Source organism: uncultured Hymenobacter sp. (genome assembly GCF_964243305.1).
GTDB lineage: Bacteria > Bacteroidota > Bacteroidia > Cytophagales > Hymenobacteraceae > Hymenobacter.
In genome coordinates, this window is the sequence record NZ_CAXTEF010000041.1 from 16,168 (window position 1) to 37,442 (window position 21,275).

The following is a 21,275-nucleotide window of genomic DNA, read 5'->3' on the forward strand; positions in this document are numbered from 1 at the left end:
GCGCTAAAGACTAGTCCCCCTCTCTTTTGGAGAGGGGGCTAGGGGGTGAGGTGAACCGCCAGGGCCGGCGGGCTGAGCGGCACCAGGGGGGTAGGGATGGCCGGGCCCGGCGCGTCCGCGGCCGGCGCGGGCGCCCCGCTGATTTTCTCCTGTAAGGTTTGCATCAGGACAAACATGACCGGAATCACGAACACCCCGAACAGGGTGCCGAGCAGCATCCCGCCCACGGCGACCGTGCCGATGGAGCGGTTGCCGACCGCCCCAGCGCCGGTGGCGAACATGAGCGGCAGCAACCCCAGGATGAAGGCAAACGAGGTCATCAGAATCGGGCGCAGGCGGGCGCGGGCCCCGGCGACGGCCGCCTCCGGGATACCCAGGCCGGCCAGGCGCCGGTCGCGCGCGAACTCGACAATCAGAATGGCGTTCTTCGAGAGCAGCCCGATGAGCATAATCAGGGCAATCTGGAGGTAGATGGTGTCGTCGATGCCGAAGAGCCGGGCGAAGAGCAGCGCTCCGGCCAGGCCGATGGGCAGGGGCAGGAGCACGGCAAACGGCACCAGGTAGCTCTCGTAGAGCGCGCTGAGCAGAAAGTACACGAACACCAGGCACAGCCCAAAAATGTAGAGGACCTGGGAGCCGGCCGCGATTTCCTCGCGCGTGAGGCCCGAAAACTCGTAGCCGTAGGAGGCGGGCAGCGTTTGCTTGGCCACGGCTTCGATGGCCGTGATGGCGTCGCCCGAGCTGAAGCCCGGCTTAGGACTGCCCGTGACGGTGGCCGCCGAGTAGAGGTTGAAGCGGCTCAGCGTCTCGGGCCCGAACACCCGCGTGAGGGTGACGAACTCGGTGATGGGAGCCATCGTGCCATCGGTGGCGCGCACGAACACGCCGTTGAGGCTCTCGGGGTTGGTACGGGCGGCGGCTTCGGCCTGCACCAGCACCCGGTACTGCTTGCCAAACTCGTTGAAGTTCGAGGCGTAGAGCCCGCCGAAGTAGCCTTGCAGCGTGGCCAGAATGTCGCGCGAGTTCAGGCCGGCCTGCTGGGTGCGGGCCACGTTGATGGCGACCTCGTACTGCGGAAAGTTGGGGTTGAAGCCGGTGCTGGCAAACAGGATTTCGGGCCGCGCGCTCAGGGCGGCGATAAACTGCTGGCTGACCCGGCCCAACTCGGCGATGTCGCCGCCGGCCCGGTCCTGCACCTGCACCTCGAAGCCGTTGCTGTTGCCGAAGCCTTGCAGGGTCGGGGGCGAGAAAAAGATAATCTTGGCGTCGCGGATGCCGGCCGTGCGGGCAAAGAGCTGGCCAATGGTGGCGGCAATGGGCTGCTTGGTGCGCTGGTCCCAGGGCTTGAGCTTCATGATGACGATGCCGTAGGAGCTGCCCGTGCCGTTGAGAAAGCTCTGGCCCGTGACGAGGGCGTGCACGCTCATTTCCGGCAGGCGCTGGGCGATGCTATCGACCTGATGCACCACCTGCTGGGTGCGCGCGAGCGAGGCAGCCGGCGGCAGGCTAATGTCGGCGAAGACGATGCCCTGGTCCTCGTTGGGCACGAAGCCCGAGCGCGCCGTACTTAGCAGCCACCAGAGGCCACCCCCAAACCCGACGATGAGCAGCAGCGCAACCCACGCATACCGGCTCAGCCAGCCCACGGCCTGCTCAAAGCGCTTGGTCACGGCCTCAAAGCCCCGGTTGAAGGCGGCGTAGAAGCGTTGCAGCAGGTTGAGGTGGGCCGGGACCGCCGCGACGCCCGCCTTGGCAGGGGTGGCGGGGTCTGCTATCGGCTGGGCGGGGCCGGCGGCCGGCTGCGGCTTGGGCTTGAGCAGTAGCGCGCACAGCGCCGGGCTCAGGGTCAGGGCGTTAACGGCCGAAATCAGCACGGCGATGGCCAGCGTCAGGCCGAACTGCTTGTAGAACACGCCCGCCGAGCCGGTGATGAAAGCCACCGGCACGAACACGGCCGACATCACCAGCGTGATGGCGATAATGACCCCGCTAATCTCGCTCATAGCTTCCACCGTGGCATCGCGGGCGGAGGTGGCGCCTGCGTCGAGCTTGGCGTGTACGGCTTCCACCACCACGATGGCATCGTCCACCACAATGCCGATGGCTAACACTAACGCAAAGAGCGTGAGCAGATTCAGCGTGAAGCCCAGCAGGTTCAGAAAGAAAAACGTGCCCACGATGGCTACCGGCACGGCAATGGCCGGAATGAGCGTGGAGCGCACATCCTGCAAAAAGACGAACACCACGATGAACACCAGCACGAAGGCGATGACGAGCGTAGACACTACCTTGGCGATGCTGGCGTTCAGAAACTCGTTGGCATCGACCAGCGTCGCGTAGTGGATGCCCGCCGGAAACGCGGCCGCGGCCTGGTCCAGCAGCTTTTTGCTGTCGTTGACCACTGCCTGCGCGTTGGAGCCGGCCGTCTGGTAGATGGCGATGATGGCGGCCGGCTTGCCCTGGCTGGTCGTGGCGCTCGAATACGTGAGGGCGCCCAGCTCGATGCGGGCGATGTCCTTGAGGCGCAGCACCTGCCCGGCCGCCGTGGTGCGCAGCACGATGTTGCCGTACTCGGCGGGCTGCACCAGGCGGCCCTTGTACTTGATGATGTACTGGAAGGGCTGCGGGCTGTTTTCGCCAAACTGTCCGGGCGCCGCCTCGATGTTCTGCTGGGCCAGCGCCGCCGTCACGTCGGCCGGAATCAGCCCGTAGTTGGCCATCGCGGCGGGCTGTAGCCAGATGCGCATGGCGTAGTTGCGCGCGCCGAAGGCCGAGGCCTCCCCTACCCCCGTGATGCGCTGAATCTGCGGAATCAGGTTCAGCAGGGCGTAGTTCTGCAAAAAGGTCTGGTCGTAGGTGGGATTGTCGCTGTAGAGGGCGAAGATGAGCAGCTGGCTGCTCTGGCGCTTGGCCACCACCACGCCGGTCTGCGTCACCTCGATGGGCAGCAGCGGCGCGGCCCGGCTCACGCGGTTCTGCACGTTCACGGCGGCCAGGTCGGGGTTGGTGCCCTGCTTGAAAAATATGGTAATCGTGGCCTGGCCGGTGTTGTTGGCCGTCGAGGAGAGGTAGGTCATGTTCTCGACCCCGTTGATTTGCTCCTCCAGCGGCACCACCACCGAGCGCAGCACCACGTCGGCGTTGGCCCCGGTGTAGGTCGCCGACACCTGCACGGTGGGCGGGGCGATGTCGGGGTACTGCGAGACGGGCAGCGCGCGCAGGCCCAGCACCCCCAGAATCACCAGCAGGATAGAGATGACCGTAGAGAGCACGGGCCGGTCGATGAATAATCTCAGCATAAGTGGGGCGGCGGAAGAAGAGAAGTTAAAAGTTGAGAGTTAAAAGTTAAAATTCAGGCTGTGTGCATTTTAACTTTTAACTCTGTATAATAGGAAGTGAAAGCGCCCTAGTTGGCGCGGGCCGGGGCGGGGCGGCCGGCCACGGGAAATGGTGCGGGGCCCGCTCCGGCGGCCGTATCCGCCGCCGTGGCCGGGCGGGGCCGGATGGTCTGGCCGTCCTTGAGGGCGCTCACGCCCTGGGTCACCAGCTGGTCGCCGGCTTTCAAGCCCTGGGTTACCACGTAGTTGACGCCGTCGGTGAGGGGCAGCACCGCGATGGCCGTGTTGCGCACTTTGCCGCCCGGCCCGACCACGTACACGAAGCGCTTGCCTTGCAGCTCATACGTGGCGGCCTGGGGCACGAGCAGGGCGTTGGCCAGCCGCTGCGGGACGCGCACCTGCCCCGTGGCGCCGCTGCGCAGCACGCCGTCGGGGTTCGGGAACGTGGCCCGCACGCTCACCGAGCCGGTTTGGGTGCTCACCAGCCCGCTGGCCGCCTCGATGCGCCCGGCCCGCGGGTAGAGGGTGCCGTCGGAGAGCACCAGCCGCACGCTGGGCAGCTGGCGCAGCTGCGCCTGCAAGGGCCGTCCGTCGGCCCGCTCATTGAAGGCCAGGGCCTGCTTTTCGTTGATGGAGAAATAGGCCCGCACGCTGCCGATGCTGGCCACCGTGGTCAGCGGCGGCGTAATGGTGCTGCTCACCAGCGAGCCCAGCTTGTAGGGCAGGGTCCCGATAACCCCGTTCGAGGGGCTGGTGATGCGGGCGTAGCTCTGCGTTTTTTGGGCGCTAAGCAGGTCGGCGCGGGTTTGGGCCAGCGTGCCCTGCCGGGCTTGCAGCGTGTAGCGGTAGGCGTCGAGCTGGTAGCGGCTCAGAATCTTGCTCTCGACCAGGGGCACGGTTTTCTGCACGTCTTTGCCCGCGGCGTTCACGTCGGCCTGGGCAATGAGGATGGCGGACTGCGCCGAGCGCACGGCCTGGTCGGCCTCGTCGCTGTTGAGGCGAAACAAGAGCTGGCCCCGGCGCACCCGGTCGCCCTCATCGACCAGAATCTGGTCGATGAAGCTGCTCACCTTGGGCAGAATCTCCACGTCGGCCCGCCCTTGCAGGATGGTCGGGTAGTCGGAGTGGAGCACCGCCGCGCGGGGCACCAGCGTCAGCACCGGGTAGTCTTTGATGGGCGGCGGCCCACCGGGCGGGCCGCCGGGTCCGGCGCCGGGCGCACCCGGTCCGCCCGCGGCTCCCGCGCCTTTCCTGGCGCCGCAGGCTGGGGCCGCCAGCAGCCCGCCCAGCAGGCCGGCCACCAGCAGCGCGTGGCGGGCCGCGGTTTCTTTACGTAGTGAGTTCATGGAAATTTCCGAAGAGAAAGGCGGGATGATCCAGGTCAGTAAGCAGTTAGCAACCAGCGGCTACCTATAGCTGGCTTTGCCGGCGGTGCAGCAGCCCCGGCCCTTGCCAATCGCCGTCGTACTTGCTGCCGTTCGCAAAAAAGGACGGGGTGCCCTTGACCCCGCTGCGGGCGCCGCTTTCCAGGTCGGCTTCTACCCTGGCCGAAACAGCTGCTTGCTGCCGGTCGCGGTCGAACTGCTCGACGTTGAGCCTCAGTGCCTTGGCGTAGCCGGCCAGGTGGCTCGCCGCTAATTGGCCCTGGCGCTCATACAGCGCGTCGTGCATTTCCCAGAACCTATTTTGCGGGCCCGCCGCTTCGGCGGCCAGGGTGGCGGCCTGGGCGTGGGGTGCGCACCGGAAAGCGAGAAGTTGCGGAACACGAAGCGCAGCCGGGGCCCCAGGGCCTGCCGCGCGGCTTTAATGAGGGGGTAGGCCTCCCCACAATAGCCGCACTCGTAGTCGCCGTACCCGGCCAGCATGAGGGGCGCTTTTTCGGCGCCCTGAGCGTGGTCCTGGCCCCCGACGACCGGAGTTAAGTGCGGGCTCATGCTTGCCAGGGGGTAGGGGTGTCCAGTTTTTCCAGGGCCGCTAGAATGCTGCCAGAATGCCGTCCGGGCCCGGATTGAGACCAGCGGGCGCGTCATACACGCCGTAGCGCCGGGCACCTTTGCCCTTGGACTCGAAATCGGCCAGCAGTGGAAAATGCAGCTGGCAGCTTTGGCTGAAGGCCAGGTGGCGCCACGTGCTGTCCACGGAGATGCCCAGCAGCGGCGCCTGGTGCCGGTCGAAGAGCTTACGCGTGGCATTGAGGAGCGACATCTCGTCGCAGCACACCGGGCTCCAGTCGGCCGGGCAGAAGGCCAAAATCACCTTTCGGCCCCGCAGCGCGCTCAGCTTTATCTTCTGGTCGGGCGTGGAATACAGTTCCAGGTCCGGCGCTTGGGTTCCGACGGCGAGCATAGCACAGGGAGAAACTGGGGAGGTGATAAGCATAAATCCTCCATAAATCCTCCAGAAGCAGTTGGAGGTAGCGCCAGGGCCGCCCAAACGAGGGTGGCGACGCGACACTTTGCGTCTGCTCGCGTGAGGTGGGGTGCAGTAATCCATTCTGTCTGACTACCCTACCCCACCTCACACGAGGAGGCGCGAAGTGCCGCGCCGCTACCCTCGCTGCCAATGAACTCCAGCTGCTTTTCAGCCGGCGGGCCGGCCGTCAGGAGGCTCGGTGGCGCTTGTGGGCAGGCAGCGGCTGGCCGCGCAGGTTGTGGGTCACGCCGTCCCTTATCTCGGAGTAAGCTTTCCCCGACCAGTCGGTGAGCCACCACAGCAGCAGTAGCGCGGCCCCATACCCCATGAAAAACACGCGGGCCGTCGGGTGCGCCGCCGAGAAGCGGAACAGAAAAGGCGAAGCGATAAAAATCAGCCCGCTGACCAGCTCCAGCCACCCGTGCGCGCGGTAGGGAATGATTTCCACGACCCCCATAGAATCAGTGGTGGCGAGCACGACGAGCAAATACGCCCCGGCCAGCCCGTAGCACACTGCGGCGTAGATGCCCGTGGCGCTCTCCGCCGTGGGGGCCATCGCCAGGAAAATAATAAGCATGTAGTCCAGCGCGCCGTGCGCGGTGGGGGAAAGCCATTTCATAGCAGTAGAGGATAAGTGGAAAAGGAAACGAGTGAGAGCCCGCCGCTAGCCGTTGGCTTTGCGTTTGGCCCGACTACGGCGGATAAGCCCGCCCGCCACGAAGGCCAGCGCGACGCCCAGGGCCACGAAGCGGCCGGGGGCAATGCTGATGAAGCGGCTGCCCGTGCTGCTAATGTCGATATAGCCCACCGGCCGCACCATCATCCGGCGCCTCATCCCACCCGGCCTCCGGTTGGCCGCGCCATTCATCGCGCCATTGGCGGTTGCCTGGCGCAACATCCCGCTCATCCGGCCCCACAGGCCCCCGCCCGTGCCCATCGCGGCAACTATGGCCACGGGAATAATAGTGCGCCCCTGCGCCGTAATCGGCTTGCCAAACGCCTTGCCTGCGGAGAGCCGGCCGCTCGGCCGGTTCAGCGGTATTTCGGGCGCCGTCTGGGCAGGCGCTGCCTGATTAGGCACGGGCGGGGGCTGGCTGGGGGCGGTCGGGGTAGATGCCGCCTGGCTGTTATCGGTTGCTGGCATGAGTGAAAAGTCTTTAACTGGTTGGAAATACAAAAACAGGCGGGGGCCTCTCTAGCTCTCTGGCCTTGAATTGGTTGGGGCGCCTACTGCGCCGCGTTGCCGGCCCGGCAGTCGGCCAGGCGCTGGCCCACGTAGCCCCAATTGACCACGCTCCACCAGGCGGCCAGGTAGTCGGCCCGCCGGTTCTGGTGATTCAGGTAGTAGGCGTGCTCCCACACGTCGTTGCCCAGCAGCACCTGCTTGCCCAGGGGCAGCACCGTATCCTGATTGGGCAGGGCAAGAATTTCGAGCTGCCCGCGCCCAGGGGCGCACGCCAGGAACACCCAGCCCGAGCCAAACACCTTGGTGCCGGCCTCGCTGAAGGCTTTTTGAAACGCGGCGAACGTGCCGAAGCTGTCGATGAGGGCGGCGGCCAGCGCCCCCTTCGGGCCGGTGCCCGCCTGGCCGGGGGCCATCAGGTTCCAGAACAGCGAGTGGTTGGCGTGCCCGCCGCCCTGGTCGCGCACGGCCGGCCGGATAGCGGCGGGCAGCCGGTCGAGTTGGCGCAGCAGGTCTTCGACGGAAAAGCCCTGCCAATCGGGATAGTCCCGGAGCGCCTCGTTGAGCTTGTCCACGTAGGCCTGATGGTGCTTATCGTGGTGCAGGCGCATGGTGGCCGCGTCGATGTAGGGTTCGAGCGCGTCATACGCATACGCTAACGGCGGCACCACGAACGGGTAGCGGCTGGGCGCGGCGCTGGTGGTCAGGGCTGGGGCGGTTGCGGTTTGGGGCGGCATAAGCATGACAAAAGAGTCTTAAGGAGTGGTTGGAGTAACAAAAGCGGTCCGTTGCCTTTTGGTCCGTTGCCTTTTAAGGAGTTATGCGGGCTTATCAAAGCCCCCGGCGCCGCAAGCCGGGCGCGGGCAGGGCGGTAGCAGCCGGTGTCAAACCAGTCGCCAAACCGCCCCGAGCCAGCCGGGGGCAGCGGCTCACAAAGGACTGGTTTGGTTGCGGGGGAAAGTATGCGAAAAATCATTTTCGCCACCTGATTTTTGTCAGGAACCCGGCCTGACTGCCCCGGTATCCTTTGCCGCGAAATGCGCGCTGCTTCCGTCCGGCGCTGCTTCGCGGCGAGGACTGCGCCGCACGCCCGGCGCTGGTTTGAAGACAAGCCGCGCCGGCGGGCTTACGGGCGAACAGCCTTGGTTGCGGCGCGCTTTGCCCGTGCTGCTCCTGGCAGCCGCCGGGCGGGGCTTGCCGCCGTCAGCCAAGTCCGCTCGGAGCGGCGGCGCGTTTTTCAGCGTACCGGCCGGGGCTACTCAGCCGGCAGCGGGTTGGGCGACGTGAGCTTGCTGAGCAGCAGCGCCGCCTGCCCGTGGCAGCGGGCAGGCCCCGGCCGTCGAAGCGGCGCACCACGGCCGGGTGGGTGGCCGACTACGACCTGCTGGGCGAAGGGAGGCCCGAATTCCTGGACGAGACACGCGCCGTCGGCGGCCCGGAGCTGAAGTAGCTGTTCGGGAACCGCAAAGGGCACTTGATTTGCAAAAAGCAGGACATCTACCTCGAAGACGAGGAGCCGACGCGGGTGTTCTTCGGGAAAGCGGGCCGGGCGAAAACGGTGAAGACGACGGCCGGCGGCAAGGAGCTGATTACGGGCCGCTACGGGCCGGGCGAGTTTTTTGGCTACCTCCCGCTGCTCGAAAGAAACCCGCTACTACGACTCGGCCGTGGCCGTGGACGAGACGGAGCTGGTGTATATCACCAGGGACGATGTCACGCTGCTGCTGCTGTGCGACCCGGCCGTGGGCCGGCAAGTTTATCCGCCTGCTGGCGGGCCGCGTCGGCGAGCGAAAACGCAGCTGCTGGGCATGGGCCCACAGTTCCATCCGGCGGCGCGTAGCCGACGCGCTGCTACACTTGCACGCCCAGGCCGCCGGGGCCGCCGGGGGCCGCATTCACAGCGCGCGCGAGGACCTGGCCGCCGTCGGCACGGCCCCCGAATCCGTCATTCGCACCCTGAGCGAGTTCAACCAGAACGGACTAATTAAGCCAGGCCTGAGAACCATCCGGGTGCGGGAGCCCGATAAGCTGCGCCGCGCCGCTGGTAGGTGCCTGGCCGGGCTGATAAATGTCAGCTTCGGCTCCTGATTTTCGTCATGGGACGGGCACGCCTCCCTGCTGAACCTTGCAGTGTTATTGCCCCCGGCTACCAGGCGCTCCAGACGCGACTGGCGCGGCCGGCCTCGTTGAAAAGTTGAGGATGAAGCGGTTCCAGTCACTGGCCCTAAGCCTAAGCTACCTATCCGGCTTGCGTCCCTTCTGGCTGCTGCTGGCGCTGCTGGCGCCGGTTTGGAGCCAGTCCCCGCAGCCGGCCTTCTACCCGCCCGGCCTCCGGGCCGTGCTCAACCAAGTGCAGGCGCAGGCGGGCCCGCGCCGCTGGGCCGCCTGCGCCTGCACCTGGGCGCAGTACGACCAGCTCAGCAGTGGCAAGCCCGCCCGGCAGGCGCAGCAGCTGGCCCTGTACTTCGGCGCGGGCGGCAACTACCACGCCGCCGAAGTACAGGGCCAGCTGCTGCGCGCCCGAAGGCTCACCCCGCTCGAAACCGACGTGCGGCTCGTCGCGCAGGATTTGCAGAAGCTGATGGGGGAGCTGAACGTCCTCGCGCCCTGATTTTTCTCTTCTTACCTCTACTCCCGACTGGTACCAGCCACTGCCTGGCCAACCGCGCAGGCTACCCCTCCGACGAGTCAGTGATGCCTTTTACCAGTTAGTACTGACTTGATAATGAATCGGCTGTGGCCGGGAGGGCGGGGGCTACCCTCTCCTCTCCGGGCCGGTGACACGACAGAGCCTCCACCGATTATGGGCGGGGTGCGTCGCGTTAGGGACCAGGTAGGCCCGGCCGGGCGGCCTCTCTCCCACGCCTTTTTCCCCACTCCCATGCTTTTTCCTACCCCCCATGAGCTTCGACGACGCGCACTGGCATTTGCTGTTTAATCATTGGCCCATCCTGGGGGCGATGCTGACGATACTCGTGCTGGCCTATGGCCTGCTGCGGCGCCTCCCGGCCGTGGTCACGCTCAGCTACTGGCTGCTGCTGCTCATGGCCGCGGCTACCGTGGCTACCATGCAGGCTGGCCAGGCCGCGCAGGACACGCTGAAACAGCTCGGCCTGTTAGATAAAACGCTGGCGCATAAGCATATTCAGGCGGGCCGTCAGGCCGCGCTGGTCATGTATGCCACGGCCTTGCTGGCGCTGCTGGGGCTGGCCTGGCCTTGGGCGCGGCAGCGCCGCTTCTGGCCCGCGCTGGTGCTGGCCGCGACCGTGCTGACCAGTGGGCTGATGGCCTACGCCGGCCGCTTGGGCGGGCTCGTCCGCCACACCGAACTCCGCGCCAACCCCCATGAGCGCCCGGATGGTCAGCCGGTCACCGTGAAGCCTCCCTGAGCCTCTTGCCTGGCTTGGGCAACAGCCCGCAGACTATCAACTGACTGACAGCTTTTCGCCATCAGCTTCAGGCCTTTTCTACTGCCAATCGGCAGTCGGCGGCCCCAACGCCCTCCACGACCAACTCTGGCCTGGCCCCGCCAACGACCGGGCCCGCCACTCCGCCGCCAGCGGCGTCGGGAGCCGGCGCCTTCCGGGCCGGATGGCCGATTTGCTGAAACTTCCAAACTCACTGCGTACCATTTTCCCATTTCCCTACCCCCAACCACATGGCTGCTTTCCCCCAAACCGCTGCTCCGGCCGCCGCCCCGCCGGCCGCCCCCATCCCCCAACCGCTGGACGGCAAGCGCGGCGGCACCGACCCCGGCCCGCGCAACCTAGCCCGCGACCTGCAAGGCCCCGACCTGCTGGCCGCCCCCATCACCGACCACGGTACGGTGCCGAACCTGCGCTTCTCGTTTAGCGACTCGCACAACCGCCTCGAACCCGGCGGCTGGGCCCGCGAGGTGACCGAGCTGGCCCTGCCCATCGCCACCGAGCTGGCCGGCGTCAACATGCGCCTCAACGCCGGCGAGCACGAAACCGGCGTGCGCGAGCTGCACTGGCACAAGCAGGCCGAGTGGGCCTACATGACCGTGGGCCGCGCCCGCATCACGGCCCTCGACGAGCAGGGCCGCAACTTCATCGACGACGTGGGCGTGGGCGATTTGTGGTATTTTCCGCCCGGCATCCCGCACTCCATTCAGGCGCTGGCCGAAGGCTGCGAGTTTCTGCTCGTGTTCGACGACGGCAGCTTCTCGGAAAACAACACGTTTTTGCTCACTGACTGGCTTTCGCACGTGCCCCGGTCGGTCATCGCCAAGAACTTTGGCGTGACAGAAGAATCGCTGAAGGACCTGCCGACGAAGGAATGGTGGATTTTCCCGGCCCCCGTGCCCGGCCCGCTGGAGGAGGACCGCATCCCCGACCCGCAGGGCGTGTCGCCGACGCAGTATTCTTACCACCTGCTGGCCCAGGAACCCCAGCACTTGAGCGGCGGCACGGTCCGCATCGTGGACGCGCGCAACTTCCCGGTGTCGAAAACGGTGGCCGCCGCCCTCGTAGAAGTCGAGCCCGGCGCCATCCGCGAGCTGCACTGGCACTCCAACACCGACGAGTGGCAGTACTACCTCGCAGGCCAGGGCCGCATGGGCGTATTTGCCTCGGGGGGCAAGGCCCGCACCTTCGACTTCCAGGCTGGCGATGTGGGGGCCGTGCCCTTCGCGATGGGCCACTACATCGAAAACACCGGCACCACGACCCTGCGCTTCCTGGAACTGTTCAAGAGCGAGCGCTACACTGATTTCTCGCTCAACCAGTGGCTGGCCCTCACGCCCCCGACGCTGGTGAAGGCCCACCTGCAAGTGGGCGACGAGTTTATCGCGCACCTGCAAAAAGTAAAGCCGGTCGTGGTTATGCCGCCGGCGCCGGCCGCGTGAGTTCTTTTCCCACGCGGGCCCCTCACCCCCTAGCCCCCTGTCCAAGAGAAAGCTATTGGCTTTTTCAAGCTAGCTCCCCCTCTTTTTTGGAGGTGGGGCCAGGGGGTGAGGTGCCGGCAAAGCCCCGGTCTGAAGGTTTTTTCTTTCTTTTCCTCCCCTCCACATGGCTGACTACCCTTCCGTTACGGCTGCCGCGCCCGGTCCGGCGGCGCCGGCTATCCCGGCCCCGGTCGCTGCGCCCGGCCCGGCCATCGCGCCCGTGGCCACGCTGAGCTTCACGCTGGCGCTGGTGGCGCTGTCCGGCTACGTCGATGCCGTCAGCTACCTGCGTTATAATAAGCTGTACGTCTCGTTTATGACCGGCAACACGACTTCCCTGGGCGTGGCTATTGCCAAGCACGACGCCAGCGAGGTCATGTTGCTGTTCGGGGTCATCGCCCTGTTCGTGACGGGCGTGATGGCCGGCAACCTGCTCGCCCGCCGGGCCGGGCCGTGGAGCCGCACGCTCATTTTGCTCGTGGTGGCCGCCTTGTTGCTGCTGGCTGGCGTCTGGCCGGCCGGGGCCATTGCCTGCCTCGTGCTGGCGATGGGCGCGCTCAATGCCACGGTGCACAAGGAAGGCAGCGTGGCCGTCAGCCTCACCTATGTCACGGGCACGCTCGTGCATTTCGGCGCAGGCCTGGCCGACCTGGTTAGCGGCCGGGCTCCCGAGAAAGGCTGGCCGGGGCCGGTCACGTTCTGGCTGGCGTTTCTGGGCGGGGCGCTGGCCGGAGGCGCGCTGCTGGTGCAGTGGGGGGCGCTGGCGCTGCCGGTGGCGGTGGGCTGCAGCCTGCTGCTGGCCCTGGTAGCCTGGCGCGTGCGCGATACGCAGTAGCCAGGGGAGCGTCCGCGCCCGCTTCCTGGCAGGAAGTAGGACTTTGATAACCAACCGTTAAGCTAGATTCGGATGAAAACGCTGCTACTTCTGCTCGGCGGCTGCGCCGTGGCCACGGCTGGCTACGGCCAGAACAACCGCCTCACTGACCACAACACCATCGGCTGGCTCGTGTACGTAGGCGACCATAAGCTGGCCCCGAAGTGGACGCTGCACACCGAGTACCAGGCGCGGCGAGTGCACGGGCTGCGGGTGCCGCAGAACCAGCTCATGCGCCTGGGCCTGGGGCATTTGCTCACCGCGCGGGTAAAGGTCTCGGGCGGCTACACCTATTTTCAGACCTTCCGCTACGGCGCCTACCCCACCGTAGCGGGCCGGGCCTCGCCCGAGCAGCGCCTCTACCAAGACGTGACGCTGAGCGACCCGCTGGGCCGGCTCACCCTCAGCCACCGCCTGCGCCTGGAGCAGCGCTGGCTGGGCACGCGCGACGACCACGGCGAGGGCGCGGTGGGAAAATGGACCTACCAGAACCGCATCCGCTACCAGCTCGCCGGCGCCTGGGCCCTGCAAGGACCTACCCTCGACGACGGCGAATGGTACCTGAACGCCTATGACGAGCTGTTCATAGGCTTCGGGCCGAACGTGCAAAACAACATCTTCAACCAAAACCGCCTCTCGGGCGGGGTCGGCTACCAGTTCACGAAAGACGCGAAGGTGGAGTTGAACTACCTCCACCAAATCAGCCAGCACGCCGGGCCGGACCGGAACTCGGGCCGGCCGGTGTTTGAAGACAACCAGGGCTTCTGGCTCAACGTGGCTTACAGCCTGGACTTCACGCGCAAGGCGGCGCCCTAGCCGCTCGCCCTACCCCTGCCTGGGCCCAGCCCACGCCGAGCCAAGGTAACGAGCCAAGGTAAGCCGTTGACAGGTACTCCTGGCAAAGGGCCGCACCCGGTCGGCAACTTGCTTTTCCTATTCTGATGCTGAGCAACCGCCTTAACTTTGCGTTTCCTACCCCCTTCTTCCACCCCGAACTGGCCCGGCAGGCCCACGCGGGCACGCCCCGCTACGGCCATTTCGGCCACCTGGCCGGGGGCATGGCGAGGCTCCCCCGACCCGCCGGCTGTGCACGATGAGATGGCTAAGCTGCTGCCCAATTTGCAGCCCCAACGCAGCCACGTGGCGCAAAACCAGGACTGGCCGCCGTCCAGCAGGCCCACAACACCACCGGGGCAGCCATGCGCGCCTCCTACGCCCTGGATGACTCCCGCTACAGCGGCGGCAGCGTGTTTGACTTGCGCGAGGAGCAAACTGAATAGCCTTTGGGTGGCCCGGCCCGCTCCTAAGAACACTGGCGCAGCGAACCGAAAACACTGCTTTCCAGCATTCTAAAGGCCCCAACGATTTCTGTTCCTGCTCTTGGGCTACCCCAGTCTTACCTGGGCTGATCCGAATTGCCCAGCATATGATTGAAGACTCACCGGAGTACACGCCGAGGTGAATGACATACATGGGGGCGTAAAAGGGGGCGTCCCTCGCGTAGGGAACCCCCGGTTTCGCGTCGGGAAGGACCGAGACCCCCAGACGCAAAAAACCCGGAAAACCCCTTTCCCGACGGGAGAAGGCATTTTCCGGGTGCTCCGGGTGTGTACTACTGAGCCTCTTATTGGACTCGAACCAACGACCTGCTCATTACGAATGAGCTGCTCTACCAACTGAGCTAAAGAGGCTTGTGCCCGGCGGCAATTCCGCTTGGGAGGACAAAGATAAAGCGCCGCCACCAATGCGCGCAAGCAACGCCTCAAAAAAGCCGGCGCGCCCGCACCGGCCAACTCCGGTGCGCCGCCGCGCGTTGGAACGGGCAGCTGGTTTTCCCACTCCAATTTCCTACCCCCTCGCCATGCCCCGCACCCGCCTTACCAAACTCGCCCAGCATCTGACCGGCGGCCTCGCCGGTGCCCTGGCCCTGACGCTGGTCCACGAAACCGCCCGTCGCCTGCGCCCCGAAGATGCGCCCCGCATGGATGCGCTCGGGATGCGCGGCCTGCGCAAGCTGCTGGGCAAAGCCGACGCGCCGCAGCCCGACCACGCCACGCTCTTTAACCTGACGATGGCCGGCGACATCTTCTCCAATACTCTGTATTACAGCCTGATTGACACCGGCCGCCACGCCCTGACGCAGGGCCTGCTCCTCGGGCTAGCGGCTGGCGTGGGTGGCGTAGTGCTGCCCGGCCCGCTGGGCCTGGGCACGGCGCCCAGCGGCCGTACCCCTCAAACCAAGGCCATGACCGTGGCCTGGTACACGCTCGGCGGGCTGGTGGCCGGGGCCGTGGGCCACGCCCTGCGGCGGGCCGGCAAGCGCCGCCGCTCGCGCTAAGGCGCCTGCCAAAATAGAGGGGGGTAGGGGACTGCCCCTACCCCCTGCTGCGGCGCAGCCCAGCGCGGAGCGGCGGCTTCGGCGGGGCCGAACTGGGCGGGGCACACCAGTGTTTGACTTACCGGACGGCCGTACTTTACGGCCGCATTCTCGCTGCTTTCTCCTCTCTCATGGTGCGCGCCTGGCTGATTCTGCTGGTTACCTTTCTTTTCATTCGCTACGTGCTGCCGGTCGTGTTGCGGCTGTTGCTGAGCGGTTTTGTGCGGCGGCAGGTGCGCCGGGCGCAGCAGCACACGCAGGCGCCGTTTGGCGGGCCGGGTGCGGGGCAAGCGCCACGGCAGTCGCCGGCGCCGGGTCAGGTGCGGGTCGACTACGTGCCGCCCACGGCTAAAACTACCCAGCCAGGCGTGCCCAAGGCGGGCGAGTATGTTGATTATGAGGAAGTCTAGACCACGGATTTATCGGATTAGACGGATTAGTCGGATTTTGTAGCCGATTCTATTTTGCCTTTTGCCCTGTTTACCAATCCTTTCCTTGTAAAAGAAAAAGCCACTCAAGAGTGGCTTTTTCTTTCCAGCGTAAAAAGCAGAATCGGCTACAAAATCCGACTAATCCGTCTAATCCGATAAATCCGTGGTCTAGAAACCCAGGCCCACCCGCACGCCGGTCCCGACCCGCTGACCTGATTGCAGGCCAGTGAAGAAATCTACCCGCAGCAGCTTGAAGATGTGCTCAATCCCGAGTCCCAGCTCCAGGTAGTGGCCGGCCTGGGCGGTGTGCAGGTAATTAACCGTCGCCACTTCCTGCCACTTGAGGCGGCGCAGCAGCGGTACTTTGTTGAGGATGAAGCCGTTGAAATGGTGGTCGAAGTGGCCTTCGACATACCTGTGGCGGGAACTGAAGCGGTAGTAGTCGAGCAGTTGAAACTGGCTGAAGTCGGCGGCCAGAATGGTTTGGTTGCCCGAAAAGTGGCGGTAGTCCATAAACGGCAAATCCCGCGGGCTGTTCACGAAGCCGCCCACGGCCACGCGGTAGGCGCTGCGGCCGAATAAGCCCAGGCTGAAGTTGTCGCGCAGGCCGGCTTGCAGCAGCACGTAGCGCACGTCGGCGCCGAGCACGGGCAGGCCGGCGCGGCCCTGCACGTTGAAGGTCGGGTACTTCGAGCCTAGGTTGAACTTGCCGTCGGGCCGGTTGATGTAGCGCGTGCCGGGCCGGAAATCTACACTCAGGCTCACGGTGGCCGCGTCGCTACGGCCGAAGCCAGTGCCGCCGGGCAATTCTTCGGCCACGGGCTGATTAGACGTGAAGGCGCGGCCCTTCACGTCGGTGATGAGGCGCTCGGTCTCGTTTTGCAGCTCGTAGCGCCGGAAGTAGCTGGCCGCGGCGCGCAGGGTCAGGCCGTTGAGCGGCTCGGTGGCGTAGTTGAGTTCCAGGCCCTCGCGGCGGTAGAGCTTGGCGTAGTTGCGGTTGCGGTAGAGCGTATAGAGCGAGTTGATGGCCGGCGTGAGCTGGGTGTTGCGGTCGAAGTTCTCGATGGTGCGGCCCGCCGTCAGGCCCACCTGCCGCAGCCGGGCCGGGTCGAGCTGCCAGGCCAGGCTCAGGCTGGGGTTCAGCTCCTGGCTGCTGAAGCCGTAGCGCAGCGCGGGCGTGAGGGTGAAAAAGCGGCGGTCGTCGCTGCGCTGCGCGAACGTGGCCTGGGCATTGGCCACCACGCCTTCCACCGTATTATACTGAATGATGTTGGTGAGCGCGGCCACCGAGATACTGCGCTGGGCAAAGGTATTGCGGTACGTGTAGCCGGTGAGCAGCAAGGCTTTATAGTCGAGCTGGTTGCGCTTGCGGTCCAAGGAATCCTGGTACGGGCGCGAGCTGCGGATGGCCTCGGTGCTGTCCTTCACCTGGTAGTCCCGGGCTTCCTCGTCGGTGAGCGGCACCGGCCGAATCTGGCTCCAGTAGGCGGTGTCGCGCTCGTTCACGCCTTTTTCGACGAGCTGCACCTCGCCGGTTTTCATGCGCGCGAGCGGGTCGTTGCGCAGCGAGTCGCGCCCGGCCTTTTTTACCTGCTGGCGCACGGCCCGGCTCAGGCCGCGCAGCTGCGGCTTCTGGCGGCGGATTTCCTTGGTCAGCTCGGTGGTGGTGGGCGGCGCGACGGTGGCGGCGGCATTGGCGCCGGCGGGGGGGGTAGGGGTTTGCGTGGCGGGCGGCGCGGGGTAGGTGGGCACCACGCGGCTGTAGTCGCTGAGCACGGCGTTGACATAGCCCGTGCCTTTAAAGCCAAAAGCCGAGAAGCTGGCCGTCAGCTTCTGGCTCTGGATGACCCACACGTGCGGGGCGCCCGGCGCCGGGGCGTAGAGCTGCTGGATGTGCAGGTCGCTCACGTACTCGACGCCGGCGTTGGGCCCCAGGTGCAAATCGACCGAGTGAATGCGCCACGAGCCGTCAATAATATAGAGAAACCCGCTGAAAGTGGGGTCGTTAGCGCGCCGGGGGATGACGCGGATTTTGTGCACCAGCTCGCCGCCCTGGGTCGAGCTGCCCACCAGCTCGTAGCGGTAAAAGAGCAGCGCGTTGGCGGCAATAGGCGAAATGAAGCCGCGCTCCGACAAGCCGCCGGGCTTCATCACGTTCTGGTAGAAGCCCAGGTTGCGGCCGGCGCTGGCCCGGTTGAAGCTGATGCCCCGCGAGTCGCCGCTCACCCGCGAGGACAGCATGTGCTCCTTCACCACGTCGGGCTGCCGGAACGAGATGTCGGACAAGGTTTCGGAAAGATAAAAGATGCCCGGCTTGATGTCAGGCCCTACTTTGATGAGGCCCAGCACCTTGCCCGGCGTCTCGTTGAAGCGCAGCAGGCTCTTGATGTAGGAGCGCGCCCGGAAGGCGGCCACCTCGCGCTGGTGGTAGGCGCGCCACTGCTGGGCCTGCTGAATGATGGCGTAGGCGGGGTCTTTATCCGAAGAGCGCACCGTGACTTCGCCCAGGTTGTAGGCTTCGGGCGTGAGCTGGACGTTGAGCACCGTCACGGAGTCGCCGCCGAGCACGCGCACGGCGGCCGTCTGGGGCCGGTAGCCCACGTACTGAAACACCAGCTCGTACTGGCCGGGGGCCAGGCGCAGGGCGTAGCGGCCCTGCTCGTTGGTGCCGGTGCTGGTGGCCGCGCCGCGCACAGCCACGTTGGCGAAGGGCAGCGCCTCCTGGCTGGCGCCCGTCACCTGGCCCTTGACGAGGCCCGCGCGGGCCGGGCCGGCCACTAGCATCAGTAGTACCAGCAGCGGGAAGTAGAAAGGCTTGGGAAATAACATGGGGGTAGGACGGGGCGGAAGAGCCTCTAAGTTACGGGCACCGCCCTACAGATACCGCCGGGCGCGCCGACGTTGCCTGTCAAGGCTGGCTTCTTAGCCAGGCATCTTCCTTTTTCCTCTTGAGTAGGATATTGTTCCTCCTGAGCAGGATATTTTTTAGCAGGAGCAGGATAGTTCTAACCAATACTAGGATATTTTTCAGCAAGGGCAGGGCTGCCTCTAACCGGAGTAGGATGTTTTCATTCAGTTGCAGTACACTTTTAAGATGGAGCAGCCTGTTCTCCTGCTTCCCCACGCTCAGGCCACTGCGTCTTGCGCCACGGGCTTGGGCTGCCGGCTGGTGTACCAGGCGTTCAGGCCCACGCCCAGCAGCAGCTGGACCATGCCGGCGTAGGAGCCCGGCGGGAAGGTTTCGCCGAACACGACGTAGCCAAAAATCAGGGCGTAAATCAGGCCCAGGTAGTCGAGGCTGCTCACGCTGGCCAGGGTGCTGGCCTGGTAGGCTTTGGTTTTGTAGAGCTGCGAGAGCTGCGTGAAAACGCCCGTAGCCAGCAGCGCGGCCCACTCCGGCCAGCCCAGCGGCTGCACCCAGTGAAACATGCAGTACAGCGCCGCCAGAGGCGTGATGATCATCTGCGAATAAAACACGACCACCAGCGGGTCGGCCCGCCCGCGCAGCTTGCGGATGGCGTTGTAGCTCAGGGCCGAAAACCCGGCCGACAAGATGCCCAGCCCCACGTACAATGGGTCGACGCGGGCATCGACGCCCTGCACCCAGACCACGCCCAGGAAGGCCATCAGGAAAAACACCAGCTGCCAGGTCCGCAGCTTCTCGCCCAGCCACCAGATGCCCAGCACGGCCGTGAACACCGGCGCCAGGTATTGCAGCACCACGGCCGTGGCCAGCGGCATCTCCTGCAGCGTGATGTAGTAGAGAGCCAGCGCCACCGCGCCCGTGGCCGAGCGCGTGAGCAGCTCGCGGCGGTGATTGGGCTCGCCCCAGGCCGGCCGGCCACTCCGCCACAAGGCGGCATAGCTTACGCTAAGCGAAAAAACCGAGCGGAACAGAATAATCTCCAGGGCCGGCAGGCGGTGCAGCAGCTTCACGCTCACGTTCAGCAAGGCAAACCAGAACGTGGACCAGAGCATGGCGCGCACGCCGGGCGAGAGCTTCCCCATGAGGCGGCAAAAGTAGAGCGCCGCCGCCGCCAGCAACTGCTGCCGCGGCCCACCGGTTCGCCTTGGCCCCTGAATGATGGCTTGGCGGGCCTTAGTGGAAAAGCCGGGGGTAGGGAATTCAGAATGTTCAGCAGGACGTTCTGAATTCCCTACCCCCGGCTTTTCGCTTACCTTCAACCCATGTTCAAATCAGCCGATAAAACGCCCAAGTTCTACACGCCCGGCGAGGCGCTGCAAAAAATCGCGGCCTTTTGCGCCTACCAGGAGCGCACCCACAAGGAGGTCGAGGCCAAGCTGCGTTCCTACGGCCTCGATGAGGACGAGGCGGGCGAAATCATCATCCGTCTCAGCCGCGAGAAGCTGCTCGATGAGGTGCGCTTTGCCCAGGCGTTCGTGCGCGGCCACGTCAACCAGAAGAAGTGGGGCCGCCGCCGCATCCTGCAAGACCTCAAGCAGAAAGGCCTGAGCGAGTTCTGCATCAAGGCCGGCCTGAAGGAGGTCGACGGCGACGTTTATTATCAAAACCTGCTCGACCTTTTAGCGAAAAAAGACCGCCAGGAAAAGGAGAGCCACCCGCACAAGCGCCGTCAGAAAATCTCGGTGTTCCTGACCGGCAAGGGCTACGAGCAGGATTTGATTAAGATGGCGCTCGATGAGTTTGGCAAAGTGCCGGGCGCGGACGACGAGTAGCCGCGGCCGGCCCTATATCAGGTCGCAGTACCAGAAGCCCGTCGCCAACGGGTCCGGGGCGGCGGCGGGTGGCGCCGGGGAATATTGTCGATAGACGATTTCGCCGATGTCAAATTTAATGGGCTGCCGGAACAAGGGCCCGTCGAAGACGAAGGTGTGAAACTCGCCGTTTTCGCCGCACGGGTCTACGCCGGCCGGCAAATCGCGCAAGAACTGCTCATCAATTAGGCGGCCCACGAAGCTTTGGTCCAGGTATTTCGCATTGACGCAGGTCGTGATGGTTTGGAAGCCCAGGTCCAGAAACTCGCGGATGAGCGTCGCCGTGGGCACGCCCCAGAGCGGAAAAGCGGCCTGCCAGCCCGCGGCGGCCAGCTGGGTTTCGCGGTAGCGCCGCAGGTCTTCCAGAAAGATGTCGCCAAAAATGGCCGTCGTGGCGCCTTCGGCGCGCAGCTCGGCGAGGGCGCCGGTCAGCAGGCGCTCGTAAACGTCCATCGGGGGCATTTCGGGCAGGAAGAGTTTGCGGCAGGGCAGCCCGATGCTGGCCGCCTGCTGGTCGAGCAGTGCTACGCGCACGCCGTGCATCGAAATGCGCTGGTGGGGCTCGCTGAGCGTGGTGAGCAGGCGCGTGACCTCGTAGCGCCCTGCTCGCAGCACCTTATAAAGCGCGAGGGCCGAATCCTTGCCCCCGCTCCAGTTAAAGATAGCCGGCTGTTTCATGGTAGGGCAAAGTAGGCGGCGGCACCTGCGCAGGGCTAGGCTGAAGGCACAAGCACGGGCGACACCTGCCAAGGTAGTTCCGGAGGAGCTGGGGCGGCCACTTCAAGAAAGCCAGGGGGGGGTAAGGAATAGCAGGCAGCAGCCTCGTCGGGCCGGCCCGGCCGCACCTGCTCAGCAACCATCGAATGAGCAGGTTGAGCGAAAATCACCGCGATACTTCACTGCTTCGGCCCTACCCCCGGCGGCACGGCCAGCGGCTCGCCCAGCATCACGCGGCGGCCGGTCAGGGTGCAGCATTGCAAAGGCAAAAAGCCAGCTACCGGGGCGGTAGCTGGCTTT

At 65.5% G+C, this 21,275-nt stretch carries 22 protein-coding genes, 1 tRNA gene and 1 pseudogene; 11 read left to right on the forward strand and 13 right to left on the reverse strand.

The features are described from left to right. Positions 1-38 precede the first annotated feature (38 nt). From ACFE70_RS17540 to ACFE70_RS17580, 9 genes are all read right to left on the reverse strand, one after another. Positions 39-3,299 (reverse strand): efflux RND transporter permease subunit, encoded by a 3,261-nt coding sequence (locus tag ACFE70_RS17540; RefSeq protein WP_375419082.1) that lies wholly within the window; start codon positions 3,297-3,299, stop codon positions 39-41. Positions 3,300-3,406: 107 nt separating this feature from the next. Continuing rightward, positions 3,407-4,684, reverse strand: coding sequence for an efflux RND transporter periplasmic adaptor subunit (locus ACFE70_RS17545; protein ID WP_375419083.1), 1,278 nt, complete (start codon positions 4,682-4,684; stop codon positions 3,407-3,409). A 64-nt stretch (positions 4,685-4,748) separates the two neighbouring features. Continuing rightward, on the reverse strand, positions 4,749-5,009 hold the full coding sequence (locus ACFE70_RS17550) for a DsbA family protein (RefSeq protein WP_375419084.1): 261 nt from the start codon (positions 5,007-5,009) through the stop codon (positions 4,749-4,751). Next, positions 4,973-5,272 carry a DsbA family protein gene (locus ACFE70_RS17555; protein WP_375419085.1) on the reverse strand — a complete coding sequence of 100 codons (300 nt, stop codon included), beginning with the start codon at positions 5,270-5,272 and terminating at the stop codon, positions 4,973-4,975. Before ACFE70_RS17555 ends, ACFE70_RS17550 begins: the two co-directional genes overlap by 37 nt. 40 nt (positions 5,273-5,312) lie before the next feature. Next, positions 5,313-5,684, reverse strand: a complete 372-nt coding sequence (locus ACFE70_RS17560) for a redoxin domain-containing protein (RefSeq protein ID WP_375419086.1) — start codon at positions 5,682-5,684, stop codon at positions 5,313-5,315. A 253-nt stretch (positions 5,685-5,937) separates the two neighbouring features. Further along, complete coding sequence (locus tag ACFE70_RS17565; protein WP_375419087.1) at positions 5,938-6,369, reverse strand: hypothetical protein; 432 nt, start codon at positions 6,367-6,369, stop codon at positions 5,938-5,940. Positions 6,370-6,414: 45 nt separating this feature from the next. Continuing rightward, positions 6,415-6,894 carry a hypothetical protein gene (locus tag ACFE70_RS17570; RefSeq protein WP_375419088.1) on the reverse strand — a complete coding sequence of 160 codons (480 nt, stop codon included), beginning with the start codon at positions 6,892-6,894 and terminating at the stop codon, positions 6,415-6,417. Between the two features lie 83 nt (positions 6,895-6,977). Then, the gene (locus tag ACFE70_RS17575) at positions 6,978-7,676 is read right to left on the reverse strand and encodes a superoxide dismutase (RefSeq protein ID WP_375419089.1); all 699 of its coding nucleotides are present in this window, start codon (positions 7,674-7,676) and stop codon (positions 6,978-6,980) included. Positions 7,677-8,188: 512 nt separating this feature from the next. Beyond that, positions 8,189-8,407, reverse strand: coding sequence for a hypothetical protein (locus tag ACFE70_RS17580; RefSeq protein ID WP_375419090.1), 219 nt, complete (start codon positions 8,405-8,407; stop codon positions 8,189-8,191). Here ACFE70_RS17580 and ACFE70_RS17585 point away from each other — a divergent pair. The 8 genes and pseudogenes from ACFE70_RS17585 to ACFE70_RS17620 all read left to right on the forward strand — a co-directional run. After that, positions 8,408-8,572: pseudogene (locus ACFE70_RS17585) on the forward strand (cyclic nucleotide-binding domain-containing protein); the annotation flags it as partial. Between the two features lie 71 nt (positions 8,573-8,643). After that, a complete protein-coding gene (locus ACFE70_RS17590; RefSeq protein WP_375419091.1) occupies positions 8,644-9,021 on the forward strand; it encodes a Crp/Fnr family transcriptional regulator in 378 nt (125 codons plus the stop codon). Between the two features lie 160 nt (positions 9,022-9,181). Further along, on the forward strand, positions 9,182-9,544 hold the full coding sequence (locus ACFE70_RS17595; protein WP_375419092.1) for a hypothetical protein: 363 nt from the start codon (positions 9,182-9,184) through the stop codon (positions 9,542-9,544). 289 nt (positions 9,545-9,833) lie between these two features. Then, a complete protein-coding gene (locus tag ACFE70_RS17600; protein WP_375419093.1) occupies positions 9,834-10,322 on the forward strand; it encodes a hypothetical protein in 489 nt (162 codons plus the stop codon). Between the two features lie 269 nt (positions 10,323-10,591). After that, positions 10,592-11,800 carry an oxalate decarboxylase family bicupin gene (locus tag ACFE70_RS17605; RefSeq protein ID WP_375419094.1) on the forward strand — a complete coding sequence of 403 codons (1,209 nt, stop codon included), beginning with the start codon at positions 10,592-10,594 and terminating at the stop codon, positions 11,798-11,800. 163 nt (positions 11,801-11,963) lie between these two features. Further along, positions 11,964-12,674, forward strand: a complete 711-nt coding sequence (locus ACFE70_RS17610) for a YoaK family protein (protein ID WP_375419095.1) — start codon at positions 11,964-11,966, stop codon at positions 12,672-12,674. 72 nt (positions 12,675-12,746) lie between these two features. Then, positions 12,747-13,529: a DUF2490 domain-containing protein gene (locus tag ACFE70_RS17615; protein ID WP_375419096.1), complete on the forward strand. Its 783-nt coding sequence runs from the start codon at positions 12,747-12,749 to the stop codon at positions 13,527-13,529. A 125-nt stretch (positions 13,530-13,654) separates the two neighbouring features. After that, on the forward strand, positions 13,655-13,810 hold the full coding sequence (locus tag ACFE70_RS17620; RefSeq protein WP_375419097.1) for a hypothetical protein: 156 nt from the start codon (positions 13,655-13,657) through the stop codon (positions 13,808-13,810). A gap of 521 nt (positions 13,811-14,331) precedes the next feature. Here the strand turns inward: ACFE70_RS17620 and ACFE70_RS17625 are convergent. Then, positions 14,332-14,404, reverse strand: a tRNA-Thr gene (locus tag ACFE70_RS17625). A 170-nt stretch (positions 14,405-14,574) separates the two neighbouring features. Between ACFE70_RS17625 and ACFE70_RS17630 the strand changes: the two genes are divergently transcribed. Beyond that, on the forward strand, positions 14,575-15,051 hold the full coding sequence (locus ACFE70_RS17630) for a hypothetical protein (RefSeq protein WP_375419098.1): 477 nt from the start codon (positions 14,575-14,577) through the stop codon (positions 15,049-15,051). A gap of 170 nt (positions 15,052-15,221) precedes the next feature. Next, entirely contained in the window at positions 15,222-15,500 is a 279-nt protein-coding gene (locus tag ACFE70_RS17635) for a DUF4834 domain-containing protein (protein ID WP_375419099.1), read from the forward strand. A gap of 189 nt (positions 15,501-15,689) precedes the next feature. On the opposite strand, the gene ACFE70_RS17640 is transcribed toward ACFE70_RS17635, so the two are convergent. Both ACFE70_RS17640 and ACFE70_RS17645 read right to left on the reverse strand, forming a co-directional pair. Next, positions 15,690-18,350, reverse strand: a complete 2,661-nt coding sequence (locus ACFE70_RS17640; RefSeq protein WP_375419100.1) for a DUF5686 and carboxypeptidase regulatory-like domain-containing protein — start codon at positions 18,348-18,350, stop codon at positions 15,690-15,692. Between the two features lie 297 nt (positions 18,351-18,647). Continuing rightward, complete coding sequence (locus ACFE70_RS17645) at positions 18,648-19,529, reverse strand: DMT family transporter (RefSeq protein WP_375419101.1); 882 nt, start codon at positions 19,527-19,529, stop codon at positions 18,648-18,650. A gap of 180 nt (positions 19,530-19,709) precedes the next feature. Between ACFE70_RS17645 and ACFE70_RS17650 the strand changes: the two genes are divergently transcribed. Then, on the forward strand, positions 19,710-20,219 hold the full coding sequence (locus tag ACFE70_RS17650; RefSeq protein WP_375419102.1) for a regulatory protein RecX: 510 nt from the start codon (positions 19,710-19,712) through the stop codon (positions 20,217-20,219). A gap of 12 nt (positions 20,220-20,231) precedes the next feature. On the opposite strand, the gene ACFE70_RS17655 is transcribed toward ACFE70_RS17650, so the two are convergent. Further along, positions 20,232-20,936, reverse strand: coding sequence for a diphthine--ammonia ligase (locus ACFE70_RS17655; protein ID WP_375419103.1), 705 nt, complete (start codon positions 20,934-20,936; stop codon positions 20,232-20,234). Positions 20,937-21,275: the final 339 nt, after the last annotated feature.